Source organism: Bradyrhizobium sp. ERR14 (assembly GCF_014198235.1).
Taxonomy (GTDB): Bacteria; Pseudomonadota; Alphaproteobacteria; order Rhizobiales; family Xanthobacteraceae; genus Bradyrhizobium.
On the sequence record NZ_JACIHD010000004.1, the window covers coordinates 471,242 to 495,699 of the forward strand.

25 protein-coding genes are annotated in these 24,458 nt (G+C 63.6%); 8 read left to right on the forward strand and 17 right to left on the reverse strand.

The genetic code is table 11. The features are described from left to right. Positions 1-5 precede the first annotated feature (5 nt). The 17 genes from GGD62_RS15530 to GGD62_RS15610 all read right to left on the reverse strand — a co-directional run bounded on the left by GGD62_RS15530 (position 6) and on the right by GGD62_RS15610 (position 17,773). Positions 6-1,199 (reverse strand): class I SAM-dependent methyltransferase, encoded by a 1,194-nt coding sequence (locus GGD62_RS15530; protein ID WP_183708974.1) that lies wholly within the window; start codon positions 1,197-1,199, stop codon positions 6-8. Then, complete coding sequence (locus GGD62_RS15535) at positions 1,192-2,409, reverse strand: class I SAM-dependent methyltransferase (protein ID WP_183708975.1); 1,218 nt, start codon at positions 2,407-2,409, stop codon at positions 1,192-1,194. Before GGD62_RS15535 ends, GGD62_RS15530 begins: the two co-directional genes overlap by 8 nt. Before the next feature lie 215 nt (positions 2,410-2,624). After that, positions 2,625-4,916, reverse strand: coding sequence for a hypothetical protein (locus GGD62_RS15540; protein WP_246800110.1), 2,292 nt, complete (start codon positions 4,914-4,916; stop codon positions 2,625-2,627). 23 nt (positions 4,917-4,939) lie between these two features. Then, on the reverse strand, positions 4,940-5,923 hold the full coding sequence (locus GGD62_RS15545) for a lysylphosphatidylglycerol synthase transmembrane domain-containing protein (RefSeq protein WP_018322235.1): 984 nt from the start codon (positions 5,921-5,923) through the stop codon (positions 4,940-4,942). A gap of 57 nt (positions 5,924-5,980) precedes the next feature. After that, entirely contained in the window at positions 5,981-6,556 is a 576-nt protein-coding gene (locus GGD62_RS15550) for a WbuC family cupin fold metalloprotein (RefSeq protein WP_183708977.1), read from the reverse strand. Continuing rightward, the gene (locus tag GGD62_RS15555; RefSeq protein WP_183708978.1) at positions 6,534-7,199 is read right to left on the reverse strand and encodes a class I SAM-dependent methyltransferase; all 666 of its coding nucleotides are present in this window, start codon (positions 7,197-7,199) and stop codon (positions 6,534-6,536) included. Before GGD62_RS15555 ends, GGD62_RS15550 begins: the two co-directional genes overlap by 23 nt. A 25-nt stretch (positions 7,200-7,224) precedes the next feature. Further along, entirely contained in the window at positions 7,225-7,617 is a 393-nt protein-coding gene (locus GGD62_RS15560; RefSeq protein ID WP_018322238.1) for an LIC12192 family sporadic carbohydrate cluster protein, read from the reverse strand. Beyond that, positions 7,610-8,416: a sporadic carbohydrate cluster 2OG-Fe(II) oxygenase gene (locus GGD62_RS15565; protein WP_018322239.1), complete on the reverse strand. Its 807-nt coding sequence runs from the start codon at positions 8,414-8,416 to the stop codon at positions 7,610-7,612. Before GGD62_RS15565 ends, GGD62_RS15560 begins: the two co-directional genes overlap by 8 nt. After that, positions 8,413-9,531, reverse strand: coding sequence for a DegT/DnrJ/EryC1/StrS aminotransferase family protein (locus GGD62_RS15570; RefSeq protein WP_183708979.1), 1,119 nt, complete (start codon positions 9,529-9,531; stop codon positions 8,413-8,415). Before GGD62_RS15570 ends, GGD62_RS15565 begins: the two co-directional genes overlap by 4 nt. Then, positions 9,521-10,627, reverse strand: coding sequence for a DegT/DnrJ/EryC1/StrS aminotransferase family protein (locus tag GGD62_RS15575; protein ID WP_092260241.1), 1,107 nt, complete (start codon positions 10,625-10,627; stop codon positions 9,521-9,523). The genes GGD62_RS15570 and GGD62_RS15575 overlap by 11 nt, the downstream gene beginning before the upstream one ends. A gap of 8 nt (positions 10,628-10,635) precedes the next feature. Next, positions 10,636-11,595 (reverse strand): transketolase family protein, encoded by a 960-nt coding sequence (locus tag GGD62_RS15580; protein WP_183708980.1) that lies wholly within the window; start codon positions 11,593-11,595, stop codon positions 10,636-10,638. 10 nt (positions 11,596-11,605) lie between these two features. Further along, positions 11,606-12,454, reverse strand: coding sequence for a transketolase (locus GGD62_RS15585; RefSeq protein WP_183708981.1), 849 nt, complete (start codon positions 12,452-12,454; stop codon positions 11,606-11,608). After that, entirely contained in the window at positions 12,429-13,466 is a 1,038-nt protein-coding gene (locus GGD62_RS15590) for an aminoglycoside phosphotransferase family protein (RefSeq protein WP_246800117.1), read from the reverse strand. The genes GGD62_RS15585 and GGD62_RS15590 overlap by 26 nt, the downstream gene beginning before the upstream one ends. Beyond that, positions 13,463-14,074, reverse strand: a complete 612-nt coding sequence (locus tag GGD62_RS15595) for a hypothetical protein (RefSeq protein WP_246800118.1) — start codon at positions 14,072-14,074, stop codon at positions 13,463-13,465. Before GGD62_RS15595 ends, GGD62_RS15590 begins: the two co-directional genes overlap by 4 nt. A gap of 5 nt (positions 14,075-14,079) precedes the next feature. Beyond that, positions 14,080-15,081: an NAD(P)-dependent oxidoreductase gene (locus tag GGD62_RS15600; RefSeq protein WP_092260233.1), complete on the reverse strand. Its 1,002-nt coding sequence runs from the start codon at positions 15,079-15,081 to the stop codon at positions 14,080-14,082. Between the two features lie 27 nt (positions 15,082-15,108). After that, a complete protein-coding gene (locus tag GGD62_RS15605; protein WP_018322247.1) occupies positions 15,109-16,674 on the reverse strand; it encodes a PfkB family carbohydrate kinase in 1,566 nt (521 codons plus the stop codon). A gap of 82 nt (positions 16,675-16,756) precedes the next feature. Next, entirely contained in the window at positions 16,757-17,773 is a 1,017-nt protein-coding gene (locus GGD62_RS15610) for an SDR family oxidoreductase (RefSeq protein ID WP_092260401.1), read from the reverse strand. A 165-nt stretch (positions 17,774-17,938) separates the two neighbouring features. On the opposite strand from GGD62_RS15610, the gene GGD62_RS15615 reads away from it, so the two are divergent. The 8 genes from GGD62_RS15615 to GGD62_RS15650 all read left to right on the forward strand — a co-directional run bounded on the left by GGD62_RS15615 (position 17,939) and on the right by GGD62_RS15650 (position 24,326). Beyond that, the gene (locus GGD62_RS15615) at positions 17,939-18,526 is read left to right on the forward strand and encodes an SIS domain-containing protein (protein WP_244550731.1); all 588 of its coding nucleotides are present in this window, start codon (positions 17,939-17,941) and stop codon (positions 18,524-18,526) included. Between the two features lie 12 nt (positions 18,527-18,538). Continuing rightward, the gene (locus tag GGD62_RS15620; protein WP_092260229.1) at positions 18,539-19,558 is read left to right on the forward strand and encodes a lysylphosphatidylglycerol synthase transmembrane domain-containing protein; all 1,020 of its coding nucleotides are present in this window, start codon (positions 18,539-18,541) and stop codon (positions 19,556-19,558) included. Positions 19,559-19,643: 85 nt separating this feature from the next. Next, positions 19,644-20,912 (forward strand): class I SAM-dependent methyltransferase, encoded by a 1,269-nt coding sequence (locus GGD62_RS15625; protein WP_179739848.1) that lies wholly within the window; start codon positions 19,644-19,646, stop codon positions 20,910-20,912. 364 nt (positions 20,913-21,276) lie between these two features. After that, positions 21,277-21,468, forward strand: coding sequence for a preprotein translocase subunit SecE (secE, locus tag GGD62_RS15630; protein WP_026202711.1), 192 nt, complete (start codon positions 21,277-21,279; stop codon positions 21,466-21,468). Then, on the forward strand, positions 21,468-22,022 hold the full coding sequence (gene nusG / locus GGD62_RS15635; RefSeq protein WP_008136441.1) for a transcription termination/antitermination protein NusG: 555 nt from the start codon (positions 21,468-21,470) through the stop codon (positions 22,020-22,022). Before secE ends, nusG begins: the two co-directional genes overlap by 1 nt. A gap of 133 nt (positions 22,023-22,155) precedes the next feature. Next, on the forward strand, positions 22,156-22,584 hold the full coding sequence (gene rplK, locus GGD62_RS15640) for a 50S ribosomal protein L11 (protein ID WP_006611824.1): 429 nt from the start codon (positions 22,156-22,158) through the stop codon (positions 22,582-22,584). Between the two features lie 6 nt (positions 22,585-22,590). After that, complete coding sequence (gene rplA, locus GGD62_RS15645; RefSeq protein ID WP_018322253.1) at positions 22,591-23,283, forward strand: 50S ribosomal protein L1; 693 nt, start codon at positions 22,591-22,593, stop codon at positions 23,281-23,283. 89 nt (positions 23,284-23,372) lie between these two features. Further along, positions 23,373-24,326 (forward strand): 2-hydroxyacid dehydrogenase, encoded by a 954-nt coding sequence (locus tag GGD62_RS15650; protein ID WP_183708984.1) that lies wholly within the window; start codon positions 23,373-23,375, stop codon positions 24,324-24,326. Positions 24,327-24,458: the final 132 nt, after the last annotated feature.

Genomic DNA, 24,458 nt, shown 5'->3' on the forward strand with positions numbered 1-24,458 from the left:
ATCCTTTAGCGCTTCCGGATCACGAGGAAATGCGCCGGCTGTCCCCACGTGTTGATGAAGGCCGGATCCGCCTGGGTGAGGGCGGTGACTGCGGACACGTCCCGTCGCCCGATCGCGCCAAAGATGCGATGGAAGCTGTCGAGCGTCGCGATGATGGCTTCGATGTCGGCGGCATCGTCGGCGAGAACGTCTGTGGTCCGGATTGTCTCGCGCAGCGACGCAAGGCCCGCGATCACGCGCGGCAGGCTCGCGCCGAAGGGATCGTCGATCATGCCATCGACGTCGAGAACCAGCGCCTCGATCGATGCCGAGATCGCCTGCACGGCATCGGCCTTGCCGACCAGATAGAGCTTTCGTCCGCCGAGGAAGCTCAGGCGGCTGCGGTCGAGATGGTGCGTCGCGCGGTGCAGCTTCTCATCGCCGGACAGGACTTTCTTGTGCCAGTAGATGTCGAGGCTGTCGCGGTAGGCCGGCCATGCCGAATGGACGTCGAACCCCTGTTGATGCGCCGCCGCGCACAAGGTGGCCGCGTCGAGAAAGTAGCGATGCCGGACGAACGGATTTTCCAGCACGTCCATCAGCCAGGATTCGAAGCTGCGGGTGTGCGGAATGCTGTCCCACTTCGCCTCGAAAAGCAGCTTCGCGGTTTCGAGCGGGGCGCGACCGGTCAATGCCTTGCCGGCCGCATGGATCGCCTTGAGCGCGAGCTCGAAGAAGCCGCCATAGCGCTCGTAATAGGATACGACGGCGTAACCGTCCGGATTGAGCAGCCGATGGAAGATGCCGAGCCATTTTTCGCTCGGCTGCACCGTGTAGATGAAGCCCTCGGCATCGATCATGTCGAAGCGGCGATCGCTGCTGAAGCCCTCGACGTCGGCCAGTGCGAGCTCGCGGAGACGCTGGGTCAGGCCGAAATGTGCGAAGTAGGCCTGGATTTTCGGGTGTGCATGCCGGTTCGGCTCAGCGAGCGTCATGTTCGCGCCCCAACCGGCAAACACCAGCGCGTTCTCGCCGGAATCGGGACCGAATTCGAGCACATCGGCATCGCGGAACAGCCGCGGCGGCAGCACCAGCTTGTCCGAAAACAGCTCGCGCCGCTGGCTGGCGTAGGCCTCGAGCTCGGTGGACGACTTGAAATTCCCGAACGTCGGCAGAACATCCTGACGTTCGTAATAGTTGAAGAGCTTGTCCTCAGCCATGCCGCGACCCTGCGGCCGCCTCGAGACGGTCGAGCTCGCTCCAGATGTCGTTCGGCGCGAAGATCGAAACGATCTGCAGCGGACGCTTCACGCTCTCGCGCAGCCGGCTGCTGACCTTGGCCTCGTTCTCCTCGTTCACGGCCAGGAGACAGACGAGCGGACCCGGCTTGCCGGCGAGATCCTCGGGCGAGCGGATCGGAATGCCGGTGCCGGGCAGGAACAGCCCCTGACGCTCCTTCTGGTCGTCGACCGAGAGATCGACGAGATCCGCCAGCTCGTGGGCGTTGGTGAAGGTGCAGGCGCGGCAGCCGGCGCCGTAGATGGCAGTCTCGGCGCCGTTGGCGCGGGCCTTCGCGAGAATCGGGCGGAGACGCGCGCCATACTCGCGTGCGCGCTGACCGAATTTCTCGCCGACGCCGGACGGCGCGGGCGGCGGCGTCACGGTGCCCTTGGCACGGCGGGCCGCGATCGCGAGGCTGCCGCCGCTGAAATTGTATTTCTTGACGGACACCGCCTCGAAGCCGTGACGCGCCAGCAGCGCGAGCAGGGTCGGTTCGGTGAAATAGCTGACATGCTCCTCCCAGAGAACGGAGAGGTCGCCCACTGCCGAGCCGGGTGCGAAATCCGGCACGTCGATGAACAGCAGCCCGTCGTCGCTGAGCGCGATCTTGACGCAGTCGAAGAAGTTCTCGAAATCGACAATGTGCTCCAGCACCTGGCGCGATATGACGAGGTCGAACTTGCCGGACTGAGCGACAGCATCGTGGGCCATCTCCGGGCTGAGCATGTCGGCATAGACCTTGATGCCGCGCTCGCGGGCGATTTTGCCCGACACCGGATTGGGCTCGACGCCGACCATGACCTTGGTGCCGCGCTCGCGCAGCTTGTCCATGAACAGGCCGTCGTTGCATCCGATCTCGAACACGGACTGGTGCTTGGAGAATTTCGCGATGGTGTCGAGCTCGTCCGCCTGATGCGGCTCCGGCTTCCAGCTGCTGAAATTGTAGTTGAACTGGCGGTACAGAATGTCGGGATCGATCGGCTTGACGATCTGGGGCAGGCCGCAATCGCCGCACGCCAGCACCTCGAACGGATATCGTTCATCCTGCTCGTTTCGGCTGTGCCGAAGCCGATGCGCAATCGGCATCAGTCCGAGGTCGATGACCGGACGCAGGTTGGTCGAATGGCAAAGGCGGCAATGGTCGGTCACGGCTTTAACTCTTTGCGGGAAAACACGGGAACATCGGCGCCCCAGGCGATACGCGGCAGTTGAAGCCTATATAGCGCCGCAGGCCGTGCCACAATTCTTAAGTTGCGCCGGGCGGGCTATTCACAAGCCTGGCGACACCCTCGAGCTGGTACCCCGTGGCCTTTGTTTACGGCCTTCCTCTTGCCGAGATGGACGGAACCGGTGCGAAGCACAACCTAGTGGCAGGTCATGAGCTGACCGAGGACCGTGACGTCCGCTCGTTGGCCGTTGGGAGACAGACGGTGCTTCACCACCTCGAACGGCTCGATCCCGTAGGCCTGCCGGTAGATGTCTTTCGATCTCGTCCGAAGCGCAGAAATGCCGGCCTCGGCCTCGGGACTCAAGGTTTGACCGCCATCCCTCCACGTCAGCATCCAGTAGTTCGGGGTCTCGCTATGAAGGGCGAACCGCTTCTCCAGCTCGGCGCTCTGAAAGAGATCGGAGAAACCGTTGAGCCAGAAATCGCAATTCTGCTTCTGAACATAGAAGAGCTTGACCCCGAGTGATCGTAGAGTGGCTTCGGCTGTATCGGCGCTCCCAAGTGCGATCTTGCTGAAGTTGCGCGCGACATCGCTCTGATAGGTGTGGATGACCTTGCCTCGCGTGAGCAGCGGCGAGAAATAGCAGGGCACCATTGCGCGGTAGCCGTTCAGCGCGAGAATCCGATCGGAGCCCGTCGATTGCTGCAGTTCGTCACAGCGCTGCCAGTTCAGGCTGACACGCGGCATCTCGATGAGAGAGCGCCCGCGGGCCGCAAAGGCGATGGCTCCGTCGTCCCTGAAGCTCTGCCAGGGATACGAGGCCGTCATCCAGGCGCAAGCGGCGAGCAGCGCCAAAATGGCGACATTGGGTGCAAAGCGCCCGACGAACACGGTCGGGACCAGCCACCGCACGATGACGAGCCCCCAGAAGGCGATCGCGGCGGCTGCGAGCGGGAAGAGCGCGTTGACGTGAATGGATAGCCTGATCAGGCTAGGAATGTTCAGCGTCATGTCCAGCAGCCGCACGCTGGCGACGTAGGCGATCACGATGAAAAGTCCCGCAACACTGGGCAGTGTCCGCTTTTTCATGAAGTCGGATCGATCCGGAAACAACTTCGAATCGAGGAAAGAGATCGCACAAGTCGTCGCCGCGATGAGTGTTGCAACCAGGAGAACGGACTTGGCTTGCCTGATGAAGGCGACCACTCCCGCCTTGCTGAGGAAGTCGCTGACTTCCAGCGACTGCGCCAGCACGAAGAAATCAAGAATTTCCAGGCTGCCGAACTGCGAGAAACGCTCGACTGATGCGATTTTTCGAAAGAGCGCGTACGGATTGGTTGCCGGGATTCCGAGATAAAAATAATTGATGGAGAAGGCCAGGATGCACCCGCCAACCGCTCCCAATCCGAGCAACAGGCTGGTGACGAGGCCAGATCGATCTCGCTGAAGGACCTTGGTGAATACGCCCAGCGACGAAATCAAGAACACGAACGCTGCATAGAGCGGATAGGAGGCGGCGACGGCAAGGCCGCAAATGCCGGCGGCAAGCCGGTCGCGAGCTTGGGACGATCGAATGACGACCAGCAGGAAATAGACGAAGAATGCCGCCGTCTGAAGATGGTACTTGCCGAACTCCATGATGTAGAGGCCAGCCTTGACGCTCGGCATCGTGCGGGGCCACGCAAGCCCGAGGATCGCCAAACCGAGGGCTATTGGGATCGCGGCGTCTTCCCAGCGGCGTCCGAGAGCTTGCAACGGCAGAATGAGGCGGGCGAGCTCGAAAATGACCGCGCCGATCCCGACGAAGTAGAGAAACGAAACTATCTGGGCGACATGGGGCGGCAGGAACGTCGCCAACAACAGATGCAGCCCGTTTCCGTGGCCGATCTCGAAGTCGGAGAAGATGGGATTGTCGGCGGCAAGCCAGATGCTGTGATTTCTCGCAACCTCCGCAAGATACGGGGCGTAGAGCTGCTGAACGTCGGTCGAAATCACGTCCGGTATGACGGCGCGATCGAGGAACACCGTCGCCAGGAGCCAAAGGCCCATCAACGACGTTGCGGCCAGCGGCAGGGTCACCGCGAGTTTCCGCGGCTTTCCGAAGCTGCGGCTGTCCCACAGCAGCAGCACGGCCGCAAATCCGACAACGATCTGCGGGTACAGGATCGAAAGAGCGCCGAGGCCAACTCCCGCCAAGATGAGCGCAGCCGCGCCGACGAAGAACTCATCGACGCGCTGAGTGGGCTCGTGCTTGATCAGCGAGAATGCCAGGCGTCCGGTCGCCATGATGAGCCAGCCGAGATACGCCGTCAGGACGATCCAGGCGAGGACGTAAAATCGAGTCGTCCAGCCGCCGTCGAACAGCAAGGTACGGTAGGTGCCGGTTCGGTTCACGAACCAGATGGAAAGTGCCGCCGGCACGAAGATGAGGATGCGGGGCCACCACGTTTCGATGATGGCGCGCAAACGCACCTCGCCAACCGTCATCGTTTGATCTTGTACAGGGTTGCTCATGCTACCGGCGCTGCATCAGTTCGTTCGGCGATGGCCCGCGCCTGGTCGGGGCTGAAGCTGGTGCGCTCGGGCGCGAACAGCCATACCAGCCCGCCGAACAGGCCGACGATCAGGCCGCCAAGCCCCAGCAAAACCGATATTGCGAGCGCCTTGTCGGATGCGATTCCAGCAAGACCAAGCGCAGCGACCATCGCGCCTTCGCGCACACCCCAGCCTCCGATCGAGATGGGGACCGCGGAAGACAGGATGACGAGCGGGACCAGCACGAAGGCGTCAAGTGCGGAGAGGGGCGCCTCCAGTCCGATCGCGAGGACATAGCAGGTCGCAACGGTGATCAGGTGGACGACAATGGCTGATACGATCAACATTGTCCGCCCTCCGGCCGCGAGCAACGGAGCCCTGACCAGCATCGCGAATTGCACGATCCTGGCCGGCACGGCCGCAATCAAGCGTGGCGGCCACCGGTCCAGCGTCGCCATGGCGATTGCGCCGAGGCATGCAGCCGCCAAAACGGTCACGATCGCGAAAAGGAGTGAGTTGTCGTGGACACGAGGCAGCAGGAACGGGATTCCCGCCAGGACGATGAGACCGAGCGCCAGCAGCGCCAGGAAGCGATCGGCCACGATGCTGCCGATCGTCTGCGACCATTGCACGCCATTCCGCCGCAGCATCCAGATCCGGACCGCGTCGCCGCCTGCGGGCAGCACCTGATTGAAGAAGGTGCTGATGATGAGAATGCGCCAGCCGGCCAGCCATCCCAGGGGGACGCTCATGGCGCGGAGGATCAGGATCCAGCGGTGGCAGAGAACGAAGGTCTGGGCGAACAGCAGCAACACCGCAAGCGCGAGCATGTTCAAGTTGACCGCGAGAAGATCGGCTTTCAGGGACGACAAGTCCTGGCTGCGCAAGAGCAATACCAGGATCCCGATCGACACCGCGAACTTGACCAGGGTAACCAGTGCTTTTGCAGGCGGCTTCATCGTCTGGTTTCGTCCTCGATCATTCACGGCGGGATCGTCGAGCAGTGTGGTCGAAATTTATTGTCTCGCCAGATGCTCCGCGGCGAGCGCGCCAATCCGTGTGACGTAGCGTTGGACCTCGGCAGCGTCGCCGCCATCGGGGGCCCAGTCAGGAAATGCCGTGCGTGAGGGATCAAACGGGCCGGCGGTGGTTTCGTGGAACACCAGCCATTCCGAGGTAATCAGGATCGAGTGGAAGACCTTTTCGGGCATCCGATAATAGCAGCGCTTGCCCTGGCCGTAGGGCGCCATCTCGAGTACGTCGCGAATGCGGCCGTCATCCTCGAAGATCACGACCTGCGCAGTGCCCTCGATCACGTGAAACGATTCAGGTTTGCCAAAATGCTTATGCGGCCGGACATAGGCCTCGCGATGATGCACGATCAGCATCTCGTGCAGGCTGGACGCGGGATCGGGGTGCGTGCACAGCCGGCTGCGCAGACGCGGGTTGCCGGCGGCGATGTGTTTCAGCTCCGCGATCGTGGCGTCATCCGCCGTAACGATGGCGTCGTCCGAATAATACACTTCCGGATTCTGCGCGCGTAGCGACGTCGGCCGGCGCAGGCCGGCTTCATTCGAAGAAGATGAACCCATGGTCGCCCCGATAGCCGCATTTGTCGTAGATCCACGCCCAGGTTTCCGGGCCGTGGAAGCTCAGGCAGGTGAGCTGCCAGTAGAGGAGGTTCGCCTTCTCGCGCTCGTTGCGGAATGATTCCACCATCAGATATTTCGAGGCGCCGCGCCCGACCCGCTCGATTTCACGCACTGAACGGAACACGTCTTCGAGCGGCAGGTTGTGCAGCACGCCGAGCGACACCACGAGATCGAAGCTATGATCGGGGTAGGGGAGCTCGACGGCGCTGCCGACCTTCAGCAGCGGCCGCACCTCCTCCTTGGCATTGGCGATGCCGTAGTCGGAGATGTCGATGCCGGCGATCGTGAGGTCGGGGACGATCTGGGTGAACTCGTAGAGCAAATAGCCCTTGCCGCAGCCGACGTCGAGCACGCTCATGCCGGGCTTGATGCCGTAGCGATCGATCAGGGTCTGGGCGAGCGGGCGCCAGCGTCCGTCATAACGATAGCCGCCATAGCCGTAGCGCCGGTCGCCGTCCCAGTAGTCGCGTCCCCATTGCCGCGCGACGGTGGCGGATTCCGCCTTGTCGTGCTCGACCACGCGCTGAACGTAGTTCCGCCTGGTCGATGCGTGCATCGGTTGGAGCAGGTTGATCTCGCTCATGGGGCCCAACCGGTCCGCGGCATCGTCACAGGATCGTGGCGTATTTATTGACCAGCAGAATGTCTTCGACGGCCTGGATGTCTTTCTGCGACGACAGCGTGATCTCCTCGACGGCGGCGTGGAGATCACAGCCCTCGCGCAGCACGCGGTCGTAGATCTCCCGTCGCCGTGCCTCGTCGGGCGGCAGCATGAAGATGCTGTAGAGGATCAGGCCATTCAGGCGGGGCAACTCGTCCAGGATGTCCTCGAGCACCATGTAACTGCCGGGCATGATGTGCTCGACGGCGCTCAGCAGAAATTGCAGGTTCTTCCGCCGCGCGTAGTCGCGGATCACGATGTTCTGGACGTGCTGCGGGGTGCGGCTGCCGTTCAGCGGCCGCGCGCCGATGTAGCCGCGATGGCCGGCTCGCTCAGCCATGGAAGCCTCCCGGCAGCTTGTATTGCATGCCGACCCGCGTCGCCGGGCGCAGCAGGATCGGCTCGAAGAACTCGCCGAACCGCTTGTCGGCGTAGGGCGACATGATGCTCTTGAACCGGCAGTTCATGCTCCAGCGCGTGCCGGGCTCTTCGTTGACGCGATTGCCGTGCATCAGGGTCTGGTTGAACAGCATCACGTGACCGTAGGGAATCTCGATGAAGGTCGCGTGCGGCTTGATCGTCTTGTACAGCTCCTCGGCGCTGCGCAGGCTTGCCATTCGGTCCTGCATGTCGCCGTTGAGCGACGGCGGCAGCAGGTACATCGCCTTGGTGTGGTGGACGTCCACAAGCGGCACCCACACCACGACCTCGAACGGCGAGTCGCCCGACCAGACATCGGAATGGGTGGCGAGCAGCGAGGAATCGTCGCCGGGCATCTGGATGCTGAGATTGACGCGGCGCTGCATGCACAGCTCGTTGCCGACGATGGTCTCGATCGTCGAGCGCGCCAGGCGGAAATAGGTCGGCCGGAACCACGGCTCGGCGTTGAGGCCGTTGAAGACGTGCAGCCGCAGGCCGTTGAGATCGTCCACGCTCACCCGTGTGTGGATGCTGTCCAGCATCGCATAGGGATCATTGCTGTGCGGCAGCTTCAAATAGTCCGCCGCCAGCTCGGCGGCGCGCCGCTGGATGCGGTCGAGGCCGGCGCGATCATCGGCAGGCGTTGTGACGAAGCCGTTGTCGATGAAGCGCTGCGCCAGCGCCTGCTCATCGGCCTGAAGGAAGTCGGTATCCGTCATGCAAAATACTCCCGGGCGATCGCGCAGATATAGCTGATATCGGCGGCCGACAGGAACTGGTTGATGGGAAGCGTGAGGATCTGGTCCGCCTGCCGCTCGGTCACCGGGAACGCGCCGCGGCCTTGCCCCAGATGCGCCGCGGCAGGCTGCAAATGGATCGGGACCGGATAGTGGATCGCGGTCTCGATGCCCTTGTCGGCCAGATATTTCTGGAAGTCGTTGCGGCGGTCGGTCTGCACCACGAAGGTGTGGAAGGTGTTGAACTCGATGTTGCGGCAGGGCGGAATGAACAGAGGGAGCCCGGCGAGCTCGGCGCGGTATTGCGCGGCGTTGCGCCGCCGGCGTTCGATCACGGAGGGCAGGTGACGCAGGCGAATGCGCAGCACCTCGGCCTGAAGCGTGTCGAGCCGCGATACGATGCCCCACTCCTGGACGTCGCTGCGGTTGATGAGCCCGTGATTGCGAAGGCGGCGGATGCGTGCGGCCATCTCGGCGTCGGCCGTGACGAGGAAACCGGCATCGCCTGCGGCATTGAGATTCTTGAGCGGATGGGCGGAGAAGCAGCCGAACGTGCCGATGGTGCCGCTCATCCGGCCGTCATAGGTCGAGCCGACCGCCTGGGCGCTGTCCTCGATCACGGCGAGCGCGTTCTTGTCCGCGATCGCCATCAGCGGGGTCATGTCGGCCATGCGCCCGGTCAGGTGCACCGGCATGATCGCCTTGGTGCGCGACGTGACGGCGGCTTCGACCGCGGCGGGATCGATGTTCTGGTCCGGCAGCACGTCCGCAAAGACAGGCGTGGCGCCGACCGCGATGATCGCGGCGGTCGATGCCACGAACGAATTCGGCGGCGTGATCACCTCGTCGCCGGGGCCGATGTCGAGCGCCCGCAAGGCGAGGATCAGCGCGTCGGTGCCGGAATTCAAAGTCACGACATGGGGCGAGCCGAGATAGGCGGACAATTCCTCCTCGAGCTTTCCGACCGCTGTGCCCCCGATGAAGTCGCCGCGGGAAAACACGCCCTCGACCGCCTGCATGATCTCGGCGCGCTCTTCCTCGAACTGGGCGGGAAGATTGACGTAACCGATGCGCCGGCGGCCGGTGTCAGCGTCCATGACAGAACTTCCTGACGGTCTCGATGACACGGTCCTGTTGTGCGCGCGTCAGATGCTGGTCGACGGGGAAGCTGATGACTTCCTTGGCGTGGCGGTCGGTGACCGGGAAGGTGCCGGGCGCGTAGCCGAGATGCTTGAGGCCTTCCTGCTGATACAGCGGGATTGGATAATGGATCTTGGCCTCGATGCCGTTGTCCAGGCAGTATTGGTAGAGCTCGTCGCGGCGTTCGGCGAACACCATGTAGAGATGGTAGACGTGCTTCACATTGGGCCGGCGCGGCGGGACGCGCAGGCCGGGCAGGCCGGCAAGGCCCGCATCGTAATAGGCCGCGTTCTCGATCCGGCGCCGCGTGATCTCGCTGGTCTGGCCGATCAGCCAGTTGCCGACGACGGCCTGCAAGGAATCGAGCCGCGAATTGCAGCCGAGGATCGCGATCTCGTCGCGGTTCTTCATGCCGTGGTTGCGGATCAGGCGGAGCTTCTCGTTCATGCCGTCGTCATTGGTGACGACGACGCCCGCATCGCCCCAGACGTTGAGGTTCTTGAGCGGATGCAGCGAGAAGCCGGCCGCGATGCCGTGGGTGCCGGAGCGCTTGCCCGCAAACTCCGACAGGATGCCCTGGCAGGCGTCCTCGACGACGGGGAGATTGTGGCGCTGGGCGATCGGCATCAGCTTGCCCATGTCGGTGACCTCGCCGGTCAGCTGAACCGGCATGATCGCCTTGGTCTTCCTGGTAATGGCGGCTTCGACCTGGTCGACGTTCATGCAGAAGGAATCGTCGCAGTCGACCAGCACCGGCGTGGCGCCGGTTTCCGCGATCGCACCGACGGTGGCGATGAAGGTGTTGGCGGCGGTGATGACCTCGTCGCCGTGACCAATGCCGAGCGCCTTGAGCGGCAGCTTGAGCGCGTCGGTGCCGGATCCGACGCCGATGGCGTGGCGCACGCCGATCAGCTCGGCAAAGCGCTTCTCGAATTCGGCGACGGGCTTGCCAAGGGTGAAGTCACCGGTCGCAACCAGCCGGCCGATCTCGGCCAGGATCGGAGCGGGGTCGGAGAATTGCTCGAGCAGATAGGAATATCGAACGTCGTACATGTGACCCGTCAGGTGGAATGAAGTTGAGGAGCGGAGGTGCGCGACGCCGCGAGCGCGTGCTCGATCGAGGTCGCGATGGCGTTGGGCGCGAGGCCGTGCTTCTTCAGCAGCGAGTCCTGCGAGCCGTAATTGTGCATGAAGCGGTCCGGCAGCGACAGCCGCAGTATCGCGGGCAGGCCGGAGCCGAGCTTGTCGATCAGCGTCTCCGCAACCGCGCTGCCGAGACCGCCGGAGGGCACGTGCTCCTCCAGCGTTGCCACGAGCTTGATGCCGCGGATCGCCTGCAGCAGCGCTTCGGTGTCGAGCGGCTTCACCGTATGCATGTGCAGGATGCCGGCGCGAATGCCTTGCGCGGCCAAGAGGTCGGCTGCGGCGATGGCGCGCTGGAGCATGATGCCGGTGGTCACCATGAGGACGTCGCCCGGCGGGCGCATCAGGATGGCCTTGCCGATCTCGAAGCCGTGCTCGGCCTTCGAGACGACGGCGTCGCCGCCCTTGCCGAGCCGGATGTAGATCGGTCCGGTCCAGTCGAGCGTCTTGTCCATCATCCGCGCGGCCTCGTCGGCGTCGCACGGGCAGACCACCGCCATGTTCGGCAGCGCCCGCATGATGGCGATGTCCTCGATCGCCTGGTGGGTGGGACCGAGCGGCGCGTAGACCAGCCCGCCGCCATTGGCGATCAGTCGCACCGGCAGATTGTGCAGACAGAGATCGACGGCGACCTGCTCGTAGCAGCGGCGGGTGAGGAATGTCGCGATGGTATTGACGTAAGGCACGAAGCCTTCCATCGCGAGACCGGCCGACATGCCGATGATGTGCGCTTCCGAAATGCCCTCGATCAGATGGCGCTTGGGAAACTCCTTGCTCATCGCACGCAGCGTGCCGGCGCCGGGATCGGAGCCGATGTAAAGCACACGCTCGTCGCGCGCGGCGAGCTTGTGGACCATGTTCATCGCGGTGTTGCGCATGGGGAGCCGATCAAAAATCGCCGACGGCGACGCGGATGGCGTCGAGCTCGCTGTCGGACAGCTTGTTCTTGTGATGCCAATCGGCGTTGGATTCCGCGGCCGGCAGACCCTTGCCCTTGACGGTATGGCAGATGATCGCGGTGGGCTTGCCCGGAACGGCGGGGACCTGCTTCAGGACGGTGCGCAGGGCGCCGGCGTCGTGGCCGTTGAGCTCCTGCACGGCAAAGCCGAAGCTGCGCCATTTGTCCGCGAGTGGCTCCAGCGGCAGGACGTAGTCGGTAGGCCCGTAGCTCTGGAGCTTGTTGTAGTCGATCATCGCGACCAGATTATCGAGCCCGTGCTTGGCCGCGCCCATGGCGGCCTCCCACACCGATCCCTCGTTGATCTCGCCGTCGCCGAGCAGGACAAAGGTCCGGTAATTGCGCTCGCGCATGCGGGCGGCCAGCGCAAGCCCGACGCCGATCGACAGGCCATGCCCGAGCGCGCCGGTCGATGCCTCGACGCCCGGCACCATGCCGTATTCGGGATGTCCGCCCAAGATACTGTCGGAGCCGCAAAAGCCGTCGAGCTCCGACAGCGGGAAGAAGCCGCGATCGGCGAGCAGCGCGTAGAGCGCCAGACAACCGTGTCCCTTGCTGAGGATGGCGCGGTCGCGTTCGGGATCGCGCGGGTTGTTCGGATCGATCCGCAGGATGTCGTCGTAGAGCACGCGGACCATTTCGATCAGCGACAGGGCCGGACCAACATGGCCGCGTCCGGCCGAACGGACAGAACCAAGGACCAGGCGGCGCAAATAGAGACTGCGCTCGTCCAGCGTGCAGGTGAGGGCGGCTTCAGCGTGGGGTGAGATCTGGATCACGTTGGCAAATCGTTTGATGAAGCCGGCGTGCTTTGTCGAGCTGACCGGCAAGGCGGACCGTCAGATCGCCACCTTGCGCAGCCAAGGCGCGCCGGGAGCGGCTTTCGGGCAAATAAGCATTCAGGACAATCAGGCACCAAATCGCCCCGAACACAGGATACAGTACGTCACGGCGGATCGCAAACGCGTCATCCCTAGCCGCGAAGGCTTGCGTGAGGCGTTCGATGAGGCGATTCGCGCCTGTTGCGGGCAGATCGCTGCCGGGGTGGATCGCGGTATCGGACAGCAGTTTGACCGGATCGTCCCAGCCGAAATATTCGAAGTCGATGAAGCGCAGGCGGCCGTCTTCGGCGCGCAGGGCGTTGTGCAGTCCGAAGTCGGACGGGCTCAATGCGCGATGCGCGGGCAAGAGGTCCGCTGCGGGATCCCACCCCAGTTCCGCATAACGCTGGCGGAGCCTTCGGATGGCGACGGCCGTGCTGGGAACCAGACTGCCGTCGATGAACGTACGCAGCTCGGGGTGATCCTGCGACTCACGCGTCAACCCGTCGAGGCGCTGCTCGTACTGGGCGATGGCTTCCTCGGGCGAGAAGATGCTGGCTGACGCGTTCCGCAAGGTCTGCGCACCTTCGGCGTCGCGCAGCTTCTGCAATTCGATCAGAAAATCGGCCAGCTGGTCGGCGTCGTCGCCCTGGGGATGCAGCACCGCCGCGTCACCGTCGAACCATTGATACAGCGCGCAAAACGCATCGGCGTCCTTTGCAATCGGCCGTGGCGTCGACGCGATGCCGTGGCGCGACAGGAACGTGAGCGCGTCATATTCCTGTCCCAGCCGATCGCGCCCGTCCGACGGATAATGCTTGAGGGCGAGGGGCGGTCCTTCCGCCATCTCCAGCCGAAACACCCTGTTGTTGCCGCCGGACCGCGCCGGCTGGGCTGCCGCGACCGTTGTTCCGGCAAGGCGGCTGCCGATCGAGATCGCATCCGCTGCGCTGATGTCCGGCTCGCTCATGCCGCAAACACCTCGTCGCGGATGCCGGCCCATGTCGCGATCGGCTTGCAATGTTCGGGGTGCGGGGACTGCGAACGCGTGAACAGGATTGATCGCGTACCCTTCGGGAAATGCGGCTGCTCGAAGACCTCGACGAGATCGTCGATGAAGATGTCCAGCTCCAGGCTCGCGAGCCTGTCGACCTTGGCGGCCATCGTGTCCTCGAAATAAACATCGCCGCTGGCCACCGCCGCTTCCGCAGCGTCGATCAGGCCGGCGCCACGCAGCCAGCCGCGTGCGGCTTCGCGCAGGTCGGTATGGTCGGGGTCCTGATGACCGTATCTGGTCTTGTGGCTGACGATGCACACCTTGGCGCCGGCCTGTCTGCACGCCGCGAGGAATTCCCGCACGCCCGGATAGATCTCGGCGCCGCCAATGCCCTTGCCGTAGACGAAGCCTTGCAGGCCTTGCCAGGCGAGCTCGCCACCCGTGCGGGATCGCAGATAATCCCGCACATCGTTCTTCAGCCCAACCCAGCCCTCCGGCACCAGGCCACGCTGGTGCGCGACGGCGGCAAAGACCTTATCGTAGCAGATGATCGTGTTGTCGAAATCGATGCCGATCCGCACGCCGCTCACTTCAGGCTGATGTTCTGCATCATCTTGATATTGAAATACCGGGGATCGTTGAGCGAGTTCGGCAGGCGGCCGGACCTGAAGGCGTCCACGAGGCCGGACACGGCCTGCTCGATCGTGTGCGTCGGTGCAAATCCGAGCTCGCGGCGGATCTTCTCCGAGGAGACGTGGTAGGAGCGCAGATCGTCGGTCGGCTCGACGGCCACGTCGACGTTGTTTCCGACCACCGATTTGACGATGTCGGCGATCTTCATCAGCGAGTGGTTCTCGTAGCCGATATTGTAGGTCTTGCCGTCGATCTTCGCATCATCCTGCTGCAGCAGGAACAGATAGGCCGCCGACATGTCCTCGATGTGCAGGTTGGGCCGCTTCTGCGTTCCGCCGAACACGCGGATGCGGCCGGTGTTGACCGCGAGGTTGGTCAGGATGTTGACGACGACGTCGAGGCGCTGCCGCGGTGCGTAGCCGCAGACGGTGGCAGGACGGACCGTGCAGGTGACGAAGCCGGACGCAGCCTCTTCGGCAAGGTCGGTCTCACACATCGCCTTGAACTTGGAGTAGTCCGTGAGCGGCTCGCAGGACAGTTCCTCGGTCACCTCGGCCTCGTCCTTGATGCCGTAGACGCTCGACGAGGAGGCATAGATGAAGCGCTTGACGCCGGCCTTCTTCGCGGCGCGCACCATTGGACGGAAGCAGTCGTAGTTGATGGACTTGCCGAGCCCCGGGTCGAGCTCGAACGAGGGGTCGTTGGAGATGCAGGCGAGGTGGATCACCGCATTGTTGCCGCGCAGGGCCTCGTTGATCGCGGCCTCATCGCGGATGTCGCCCTTGATCAGGCGAAGGTTCGGATTGTTGCGAACCGCGTCGAAAACGGATTCGCCGTACATGAACAGGTCGAGCACCGTGACCTTGTGGCCCGCTGCCAGCAACTGGGGAACCAGCACGCTGCCGACATAGCCGGCGCCACCGGTGACCATCACGTTCCATTTCTGATCAATCACTGCCGTTCTCCAGATTTCCCGCTCGCGTTACTTCAATAGCGCGGTGACGAATTTGACCAAGGGCGCCTTTTCGACCGAGTTGCGGTGACCGACGATGCCGACCTTGATCGCGCCCGCCGCGTTGCCGATGAAGGCGACGTCCTCGATATTGCCGCCGGCCGCCACCAGCGGCGCCGTGATCGTCAGGAAAGCATCGCCGGCGCCGACCGTGTCGACGACGGTCTTGGTGAAAGCGGGCACGCGCGCGACGCCGGTCTTGGACGAGAAGGGGTAGCAGCCGAAGGAGCCGTGCGTGATGATCATGTTGTCGCAATCGATCTTGCCGTGCAGGCGGTTCTCGATCACCGACGCGATGTCGCTGAACTTGTCGGTCGCGGCCAGACGCGCTTCCGGCGCGTCGATGCAGACGTAGTCGGCGCGCGGATATTTCGTGATGAGATTATAGCCGTGGTTGCCGCTGTTGCTCTGGGCGTTGACCGCCAGGAACTTGGAGTTCGCGATGAGCGTGTCGATGGTGCTCGACGCGATCATGCCGTGACCGAAATCTGTGACGATCACCACGTCCCCGCCACGAACGCGCTCGGCGGTGATTCGGTCGATCTCCTTGCGCTCGGCCTCGTCGAGCGGCGTGTCGTCCATGGTGTAGACTTCGAAGAGCTTGTGCAGATAGCCCATCTCGACGTACCGCAATTTGCGGGTCGTCGGTCGGCCCTGAATGCGGATCGGCGTCAGCGTGACATTCGGGCGGACATGCGCGCGAATGAACTCCTCGGGGTAGTCGTTGCCACCCAGCGTCGTGACGATCTCCACCGACTTGCAGAAGCTCGCCACGTGATTGGCCGCGGCAATGACGCCGCCGGCAAATTGCTCGCCATTCTTGAGCAGGGTGGCGACGATGTTCTCCTTCGAAGCCTTCCCCAGCGCCGTGACGTACTGGTATTCGTCGATGATGGTATCGCCGACCAGCACGACGTGCATGTCCTGGATCTTGTCGATCAGCTTCAGCAGGCGTTCGGCGCCGCCGCCTTCACGTACCTTCTGGAGGTAGTCGCGCAGGGGAGGATCGTAGATGTCGAAATAACGGTTCAGCAGCGATGACGAGCTGAACGTCACGTCGCGCGTGAAGACGATTCGTCCGCCATGACGTTCGACGGCCTCGCGCTCGGTGGCGATCTTGCCGGTGACGTCATCCTCGGGATTCTCGTAGTCCGAGCCTTTCACGTAGGTGTCGGGGCGCACGGCATCGAGGACCGGCTCGGCGCTGGAAGTGCGGTTGATGCCGACCCAGTCGACCGTGCCGAGCGCGGCCAGCATCTCGGCGCGCATGTTCTCCGGAAAGATCGGCCGTCCCGGGCCCTTGTTGACGAAACGGTCGGCGGTGATGGTCACGATGACCACGTCGGCCTCGTTGCGCGCCGCCAGGATGTGCCGGACGTGGCCGAGATGCACCAGATCGAACACGCCGTGGCAGAGCGCGACGGTCTGGCCCTTGGCCTGCGCGGCGCGCGCAATCTCGCCCAGCTCCTCGATCGTCTTGATCTTGTCGTGCGGTGCCGGATGGCCGGTCAGCTTGTCTGTCGCAGCATTACCCATGTGGATTACCCAAAGCGCCGGCAGGTCTCAGATGGCCGGCCTGAAATGATCGACTCGCAGCAACGATATCCGGCGAGCCTGTTCAAGAGCTTGCCTTCTGCGGCGAGCCGTCGTCGTCACCGAGATATTTGAACCAGTCCTTGGTGGCGTCGGCGATCTTGTCGACCGTCCACAGAGGCGCGTCCTTGTACTGATCCATCGACTTCAGCATCGTCGCGACGCCGTCCTCGAATTTTACCTTCGGCGTCCAGTTCAGGACCCGCTTGATCTCAGTGATGTCGGCGTAGGTGCAATCGGGCTCGCCCGGTCGCTTGGGAATGTGGACTTTGTCGCCGCCGAGAAGCTCGACCAGCCGGTTGACGCTGTAGGTGTTGTCGGAGCCGACGTTGAATATCTCGTGCGAGATATCGGAGCGCGCAGCAGTCACGAAGGCGTCCGCGACGTCGCTGACGAAGGTGAAGTCGCGCGTCTGCTCGCCGTCGCCGACCACGGTGAAGGGCTTGCCGGCGAGCTTCTGCGCCATGAACACACCGAACACGGCGCCGTAGGTGCCGGTGGTGCGATGGCGCGGCCCATACACGTTGAACAGGCGTAGCGCGACCGCAGGCAGCTTGTAGACCTGGCACCAGTGCATGACGCACTGCTCGCCGAGATTCTTGGTAAGCGCGTAGGGATACATCGGCCGGATCTCGGCGCTCTCCGGCGTCGGATAGACGTCGGGAATGCCGTAGCAGGACGACGAGGCGGCGTAGACGAAGCGCTTGACGCCGGCGTGCCGCGCCGCTTCGAGAACGTTGACCGTGCCGTCGACATTGGCGCGATGATAGGGGATCGGCGACTCGATCGAGGGAACGATGTCAGCCAGCGCCGCGAGATGGAAGACCCAGTCGATACCGTGAAAATACGGCTTGATCGACTCGAGGTCGGTGACGTCGGCCCGCACGACCTTCAACTGGCTCGAACCGGCGTGTGCGGCCAGATTTTCGGGGCGTCCGATGACGAAATTATCGAGCGCGATGACCTCATGGCCGTCGTCGAGGAGACGATCGACGAGGTGACTTCCAATGAAACCGGCGCCGCCAGTAACGATGCATTTCATGAGGAACATCCGTGACGCGAATGCCCAGCGAAACAGGCCCGCCAATGTTGAGTGAAACCCGAAAGCCGACTACCAGCCGCTCGCTGACTTTGCAAGTATTATACCTTTGCAATCCTTGGTAATAGCCGGTATCACCCGGTCATGTTGCAATCGAGCCGCCAGCCCATGCCTGCCGAGTCCGTCGATCCCGATCACAAGGCTTTCCTCGACGATTACGTGGGACGCCTCCATCGCGCGACGGCAGTCGACGTCGGCGTTTTCGCCGCAATCTCCGCGACCCGTGCCACTTGGTTGCGCGCGCGCGAGCAGGGCGGTCGCGTCATCTTCATCGGTAATGGCGGCTCGGCCGGCATCGCCTCGCACCTGGCGATCGATCTGGCGAAGAACGCGTCGGTGCCTGCGCTCTGCTTCAGCGACGCGAGCATGATGTCGTGCCTCGCCAACGATTACGGCTTCGAGGACTGGATCGCGCACGCCGTGCGGCTGAGCGCACGCGCCGGCGACTGCCTCGTTGCGATCAGCTCGTCGGGGCGCTCGAAGAACATCCTCAACGCGGTTGCGCAGGCGCGGACGATGAAGCTCGACGTGGTCACGCTGTCGGGCATGAATGCGGACAATCCGCTGCGCAATCTCGGCGACGTCAATTTCTTCGTCGACAGCCGCAGCTACAACATCGTCGAGACCACGCACCAGTTCTGGATGATGGCCGCGATCGACCTCGTGATCGGTCGCGCGGAATATCCGGCATCCTGAGGCGGGCATCCGATGCAGTCGCGGTTCAAACAGGCGGCCCTGTTTTCGGTAAAGCTGCTGCTGTCGATTGCCGTGCTGGTCTACATCGCGCGCGGTCTCGATCTGCAGCGGTTGCGCAGCCATCTCGTCTCGGTCGATCCTTTGCTGTTCGTCCTGGCGCTGACGTTGATTTTCTTCCAGACCTTCGTGCTCAACGGCCGGTGGGAGCTGATCATGCGCGCGCTCGGCGTGTCGCTGGACTGGCTCGCGGGCTGGCGGATCCTCATGATCAGCCTCTGGTTCAATCAGGTGTTGCCGTCCTCGGTCGGTGGTGATGCGGTGCGGATGTGGCTGCTGCGCCAGCGCGGCGTGCAGTGGCCGGAGGCGGTCAAGGGCGTTGCGGCCGACCGTTTCACGGCGTTGATCGGGCTGATCGCGCTGATGGTGGCCGGATTGCCGTTCCTGTTGTCTCGCGTGTCCGATCAGGCCGCGATCCTGGCCATCGGCGGGCTGACGCTGGCCGGCGTCGCCGGCACCGTGGTTCTGTTGACGCTCGACCGTCTGCCCAAGCGCCTCATCGCCCATCCGGCGATCGCAAGCTTTGTCCGGTTCGGAGCGCTGGTCAGGTTTCTCCTCCTGCAGTCCGAACGCCGTGCTTTGCTGTTCGGATCGGCGCTGCTCATCCATCTCGTGACCGCGGCGGCCTGTTTCGCCCTGGCGCGCGGTGTCGGAGCAAAGCTCTCGGTGGTGGACGCCGGTATCCTGATTCCGCCCGTGGTGCTGTTGACGGCGGTCCCGATCTCGATCAGCGGCTGGGGTGTTCGCGAGGGGGCGATGGTCGCCTGCCTCGGTCTGGCGGGTGTCCCTTCCGAGGAAGCACTGTCGGTTTCGCTGCTGCTGGGCGCCATCAGCGTGATCATCGGGCTCGTCGGAGGCGCGATCTGGTTGGCAAGTCCGGAGCGCGGGTCGTATTCAGCGGACAAGGCCGCCAAGGCGGCGGAGGAAGCCCCCAGCTACGACGGGCTGGGCAAGGAAGTCTCGAGCCACCCATGACTCGCTTGAGCCCGTTGCTGGCGGTCTGGTCTTCACGGGGTGGGATTGCCTCACCCGATCGCGTATCTCATTTTTCGGTTCCACGATGAAAAACCTGTTCTACGTCCGCCATACCTGCCGCCTCTGCCATTCGGACAAGCAGGAGCTTGTCGTCCCGATGGCAGGCATGCCGATCGGCACGCCGAACTTCCAGGTCCCGGACGCCAGCGTCGACGATCCCGTGTTCCGCGCTGCGGTGCCGATGGCGCTGCATCTGTGCAGGGATTGCGGCCATCTCCAGATTCTCCATGTCGGTAATCCCGAGATCCAGTACCGCAACTACGTCTACACCACCTCGCTCTCGCTCGGCCTGCGCGAGCACTTCGCGGGCTATGCCAACGACGTCGTCAGCCGCTTCGGTGTCGCGCCGGGCTCGCTGGTCGTCGAGCTCGGCAGCAACGATGGATCGCTGCTCGGCTTCTTCAAAGAGCGCGGCATGCGGGTGCTGGGTGTCGATCCCGCTGTGGACATCGCGAAGCGCGCGACCGAGGCGGGGATCGAGACCATCGGCGATTTCTTCACCGATGCCATCGGTCACCGCATCCTGCAGAGCCACGGCGCGGCGAGCGTCGTGATCGCCAACAACATGATCGCCAATGTCGACAATCTCGATCCGCTGGTGATCGGGGTTCGCGACGTGCTCGCGCCGGACGGATTGTTCGTGTTCGAAACGCAATATGGCGTCGACGTCACCGAGAAGAACCTGCTCGACACCGTCTATCACGAGCATCTATCGTATTTTAACATCAAGCCGCTGATCCGTTTCTTTGCCCGGCTCGGCATGGAGCTGATCGACGTCCAGCACATCTGGACCAAGGGGGGCTCGATCCGCGTGACCGTGCAGCGTGCCGGTGGCGCCAAGAAGCCGTCGGCTGAGGTCGCGCGCTTCGTCGCCGAGGAAGAACGGCTGGGCGTCGATCAGCCGGCCTATTATGCGCCCTATGTGAAGCGGATCGCCGCGATCCGCGACGAGCTGGTCGCGATGGCTGATGCCGCTCATGCGCGGGGGCAGCTCGTCGCCGGCTACGGCGTCTCGGTCGGCACCACGACGCTGCTGCCGCAGTTCGGCCTGGAGAACAAGATCGACTTCCTGGTGGACGACGATCCCAAGAAGGGGAACGTGATGGCCGGCCCAGGTTACGACATCCCGATCCTGCCGCCTGCCGCCCTTTATGAGCGCAAGCCGGCGTTCGTCGTCGTCTTCGCCTGGCGCTACGTCGACCCGATCCGGGCCAAGCACGCCCGCTACTTCGCCGAAGGCGGAAAGTTCGTGGTGCCGCTGCCTGGCATTTCCATGGTCGACCGGGCCGACTGACCGCGCAATAGGGCCGAGGCGGACGCTCAGGGGGAGCGTCTGGAAGGAACCGGACGGGCGCTGCGATTGCGCCCTGAAGGGTGGGTGGATAAGCCTTTGATCCGGCTGGGCTCTGCTCTAGCGCCCGGGAAGGTCGGCCGGTCCAGTCGGGCCCTCTATATCTTGACCTTTGGTCCTATCCGCAGTAGATACCCCGCACTCGCAGCCGGCCCGTTAGACGCGGATCTCCGGCGCGGCTTTGAAATCCCCGAACAATCGAGCCCGGTTTCCGGCTCATCCTTCGAGACAGAGGGCTGGGCCAACGGCGCTGTTCGGATCCCTGAAATTCATTAGCGTCTGTCGACGGACGTTGGACATCAAAACGATGGCAGTCAGCCCGTTCAAGTTCTTGCAGGAAGTGCGCTCGGAGACCGCCAAGGTCACCTGGCCGACCCGCCGCGAAACCACGATCACCACCATCATGGTGTTCGTCATGGTCGCCGTGGCCTCGATCTTCTTCTTCGCCGCCGACCAGATCATCCGTGTCCTCATCACTTACCTTCTGGGCATTCACTGATGGCAACCGCAACCGCTCAACTGTCCGACAAGCGCTGGTACATCGTCCACGCCTACTCGAATTTCGAGAAGAAGGTCGCCGAATCGATCCGCGAGCAGGCCAAGCAGCGCGGGCTCGAGGAGCTGTTCGAGTTGGTGCTGGTTCCGACCGAGAAGGTCACGGAAGTGCGCCGCGGCCGCAAGATCGACGCCGAGCGCAAGTTCTTCCCCGGCTACGTGCTGGTGAAGATGAAGCTGACCGACGAAGCGTTTCACCTGATCAAGAACACGCCGAAGGTCACAGGCTTCCTCGGCGCTGAAAACAAGCCGATGCCGATCTCGGAATCCGAGGCCATGCGCATCCTGCACCAGGTGCAGGAAGGCGTGGAACGGCCGAAGGCGTCGGTGTCGTTCGAGATCGGCGAGAACGTGCGCGTGGCCGACGGCCCGTTCGCCTCGTTCTCGGGTGTCGTCGAGGAAATCGACGAGGCGCGCTCGCGCGTGAAGGTCGCGGTGTCGATCTTCGGCCGTGCCACGCCGGTCGAATTGGAATTCGGTCAGGTCGAGAAGGTCTGACCGGGTAGCGCGTGAAGTCGAAAAGCTTCGCGCAAAGAGAGGCCGTGGGAGGGAGAGGGCGGTTGCCAGCCGCATCCGACCCAGACCACGAACCTGAAACCGCCGGCGACAGCCGGCACAACAGGAGTGATACATGGCAAAGAAAGTGACCGGATACCTGAAGCTTCAGGTCCCGGCCGGTGCGGCGAATCCTTCGCCCCCGATCGGTCCCGCGCTCGGTCAGCGCGGTCTCAACATCATGGAGTTCTGCAAGGCGTTCAACGCGCAGACCCAGAAGGAAGAGAAGAACACCCCGATTCCCGTCGTGATCACGATCTACGCCGATCGTTCGTTCACGTTCGAGATGAAGACCCCCCCGATGTCCTTCTTCCTCAAGCAGGCCGCCAAGATCCAGTCCGGCTCGAAGGCGCCGGGCCGTGACAAGGCCGGCAAGGTGACCAAGGCGCAGGTGCGCGAGATCGCCGAGAAGAAGATGAAGGATCTCAATTGCGATTCCATCGAGTCGGCCATGAAGATGGTCGAGGGCTCTGCCCGTTCGATGGGCTTGGAAGTGGCGGGGTAAGCGGTCATGGCAATCGGAAAGCGTTTGAACAAAGCCCGCGAAGGTGTTGACCGCGAAAAGCTTTACCCGCTCGCGGACGCCATCAAGATGGTCAAGGAACGCGCGAAAGCGAAGTTTGACGAGACCATCGAGGTCGCGATCAATCTCGGCGTCGATCCGCGTCACGCCGACCAGATGGTCCGCGGCGTCGTGACCCTGCCGAACGGCACTGGCCGTACGCTCCGCGTCGGCGTGTTCGCCCGCGGCGCCAAGGCCGATGAGGCCAAGGCTGCGGGTGCCGACGTCGTCGGCGCCGAGGACCTGGTCGAGAAGGTGCAGAACGGCTCGATCGATTTCGACCGCTGCATCGCCACCCCCGACATGATGCCGCTGGTCGGCCGTCTCGGTAAGGTGCTCGGCCCGCGCGGCCTGATGCCGAACCCGAAGATCGGCACCGTGACCATGGACGTCACCGGTGCGGTGAAGGGTGCCAAGGGTGGCTCGGTCGAGTTCCGTGTCGAGAAGGCCGGCATCCTGCAGGCCGGCGTCGGCAAGGCCTCGTTCACCGAGGAGAAGCTGGTCGAGAACATCAAGGCCCTGGCTGACGCTGTCACCAAGGCGAAGCCAGCCGGTTCCAAGGGCACCTACATCCAGCGCGTTGCGGTGTCCTCGACGATGGGCCCGGGCGTGAAGGTCGAGCCGGGCACCATTCTCGGCTAAGTCTGGAAATCGCATGAGGCGAGGGGCGGAATTGGGCAACCGATTCCGCCCCTCGTCGTTTGTGGCACGGCTCACCGGAAACAAGAACAATGGCTGACAAGGTCCTGATCTATTCGCGCTTTCCCAAGTCGATGATGGCGCGTTTCGCCGAGCGCTTCGAATTGCTCGACACCGGCGGCAAGCCCGCGGGGGAGGTGCTGTCGGCCGACGAACTCGGCAGCGTCCGCGCGATGCTGATGGCGGGCGGCTCGCCGCTCTGTGCGGAGGCGATGGATCTGTTTCCAAAACTCGGCGCCATCGTCTGCTACGGCACCGGCTATGACGGCGTCGACCTGAAGGCGGCAGCCAGCCGCAATATCGCGGTCGCCCACAGTCCCGGCGCCAATGCGGCCTCGGTTGCCGATATCGCGATGACCCTGATGCTGGCGACGACGCGGCGGATCCTGGTGGCCGACCAATATGTCCGCAGCGGCGATTGGGCCGCCTCGAAGCAATCGCCGATGATGCGCCCGCAGGCCGGCATGCCCGGCCGCCGCATCGGCGTCTACGGCATGGGCGAGATCGGCCGCAAGATCGCAGGCCGCTGCGCGGCCTTCGAGAGCGAAATCGGCTATTTCAGCCGCAGCAAATACGATCTGCCCTATCAATATTTCCCGACCCTGGAGGCGCTGGCCGATTGGTGCAGCGTGTTGATGATCGCGGTCCGGGCAGGGGCCGAGACCCAGCATGTCGTCAATGCCGACATCCTCAGGCGCCTCGGCGCCGACGGCTACGTCGTCAACATCTCCCGCGGCTCGGTGATCGACGAGAAGGCGCTCGTGGCGGCCCTGACCGACAAGACCATCGCCGGCGCCGGCCTCGACGTCTTCGAGAAGGAACCGCACGTCCCCGACGCGCTGACCGCGCTGCCGAACGTGGTGTTCGCCCCGCATATCGGCGGTCACACCCTCGATTCGCACGTCGCCATGCAGAACTGCGTGCTGGCGAACCTGACGGCGTTCTTCGAGGGCAAGCCGCTGCCTTATGCGGTCAAATCGGCCTGAATCGGTCTTTATCGGCCCGGGTCAAGCACCCGCGGCAACGGATTGGAACTGGTGTGAATTTTGCTCTTGGCAAGCAGGCTCTGAGCGGTTAAAGAACCGCTTCCGGACGTGCCGGCTTCGGCTGGCGCGTTC

What these genes read in the sequence shown, in the direction of transcription:
- rplA (WP_018322253.1), top strand. Translation starts at nt 22,591, where the DNA reads ATGGCAATCGGAAAGCGTTTGAACAAAGCCCGCGAAGGTGTTGACCGC.
- GGD62_RS15545 (WP_018322235.1), bottom strand. Translation starts at nt 5,923, where the DNA reads ATGAAGCCGCCTGCAAAAGCACTGGTTACCCTGGTCAAGTTCGCGGTG.
- GGD62_RS15615 (WP_244550731.1), top strand. Translation starts at nt 17,939, where the DNA reads ATGCCTGCCGAGTCCGTCGATCCCGATCACAAGGCTTTCCTCGACGAT.
- GGD62_RS15590 (WP_246800117.1), bottom strand. Translation starts at nt 13,466, where the DNA reads ATGAGCGAGCCGGACATCAGCGCAGCGGATGCGATCTCGATCGGCAGC.
- GGD62_RS15580 (WP_183708980.1), bottom strand. Translation starts at nt 11,595, where the DNA reads ATGCGCAACACCGCGATGAACATGGTCCACAAGCTCGCCGCGCGCGAC.
- GGD62_RS15610 (WP_092260401.1), bottom strand. Translation starts at nt 17,773, where the DNA reads ATGAAATGCATCGTTACTGGCGGCGCCGGTTTCATTGGAAGTCACCTC.
- GGD62_RS15530 (WP_183708974.1), bottom strand. Translation starts at nt 1,199, where the DNA reads ATGGCTGAGGACAAGCTCTTCAACTATTACGAACGTCAGGATGTTCTG.
- GGD62_RS15650 (WP_183708984.1), top strand. Translation starts at nt 23,373, where the DNA reads ATGGCTGACAAGGTCCTGATCTATTCGCGCTTTCCCAAGTCGATGATG.
- secE (WP_026202711.1), top strand. Translation starts at nt 21,277, where the DNA reads ATGGCAGTCAGCCCGTTCAAGTTCTTGCAGGAAGTGCGCTCGGAGACC.
- GGD62_RS15570 (WP_183708979.1), bottom strand. Translation starts at nt 9,531, where the DNA reads ATGGACGCTGACACCGGCCGCCGGCGCATCGGTTACGTCAATCTTCCC.
- GGD62_RS15620 (WP_092260229.1), top strand. Translation starts at nt 18,539, where the DNA reads ATGCAGTCGCGGTTCAAACAGGCGGCCCTGTTTTCGGTAAAGCTGCTG.
- GGD62_RS15540 (WP_246800110.1), bottom strand. Translation starts at nt 4,916, where the DNA reads ATGACGGTTGGCGAGGTGCGTTTGCGCGCCATCATCGAAACGTGGTGG.
- GGD62_RS15550 (WP_183708977.1), bottom strand. Translation starts at nt 6,556, where the DNA reads ATGGGTTCATCTTCTTCGAATGAAGCCGGCCTGCGCCGGCCGACGTCG.
- nusG (WP_008136441.1), top strand. Translation starts at nt 21,468, where the DNA reads ATGGCAACCGCAACCGCTCAACTGTCCGACAAGCGCTGGTACATCGTC.
- GGD62_RS15565 (WP_018322239.1), bottom strand. Translation starts at nt 8,416, where the DNA reads ATGACGGATACCGACTTCCTTCAGGCCGATGAGCAGGCGCTGGCGCAG.
- GGD62_RS15625 (WP_179739848.1), top strand. Translation starts at nt 19,644, where the DNA reads ATGAAAAACCTGTTCTACGTCCGCCATACCTGCCGCCTCTGCCATTCG.
- GGD62_RS15555 (WP_183708978.1), bottom strand. Translation starts at nt 7,199, where the DNA reads ATGAGCGAGATCAACCTGCTCCAACCGATGCACGCATCGACCAGGCGG.
- GGD62_RS15560 (WP_018322238.1), bottom strand. Translation starts at nt 7,617, where the DNA reads ATGGCTGAGCGAGCCGGCCATCGCGGCTACATCGGCGCGCGGCCGCTG.
- rplK (WP_006611824.1), top strand. Translation starts at nt 22,156, where the DNA reads ATGGCAAAGAAAGTGACCGGATACCTGAAGCTTCAGGTCCCGGCCGGT.
- GGD62_RS15575 (WP_092260241.1), bottom strand. Translation starts at nt 10,627, where the DNA reads ATGTACGACGTTCGATATTCCTATCTGCTCGAGCAATTCTCCGACCCC.
- GGD62_RS15605 (WP_018322247.1), bottom strand. Translation starts at nt 16,674, where the DNA reads ATGGGTAATGCTGCGACAGACAAGCTGACCGGCCATCCGGCACCGCAC.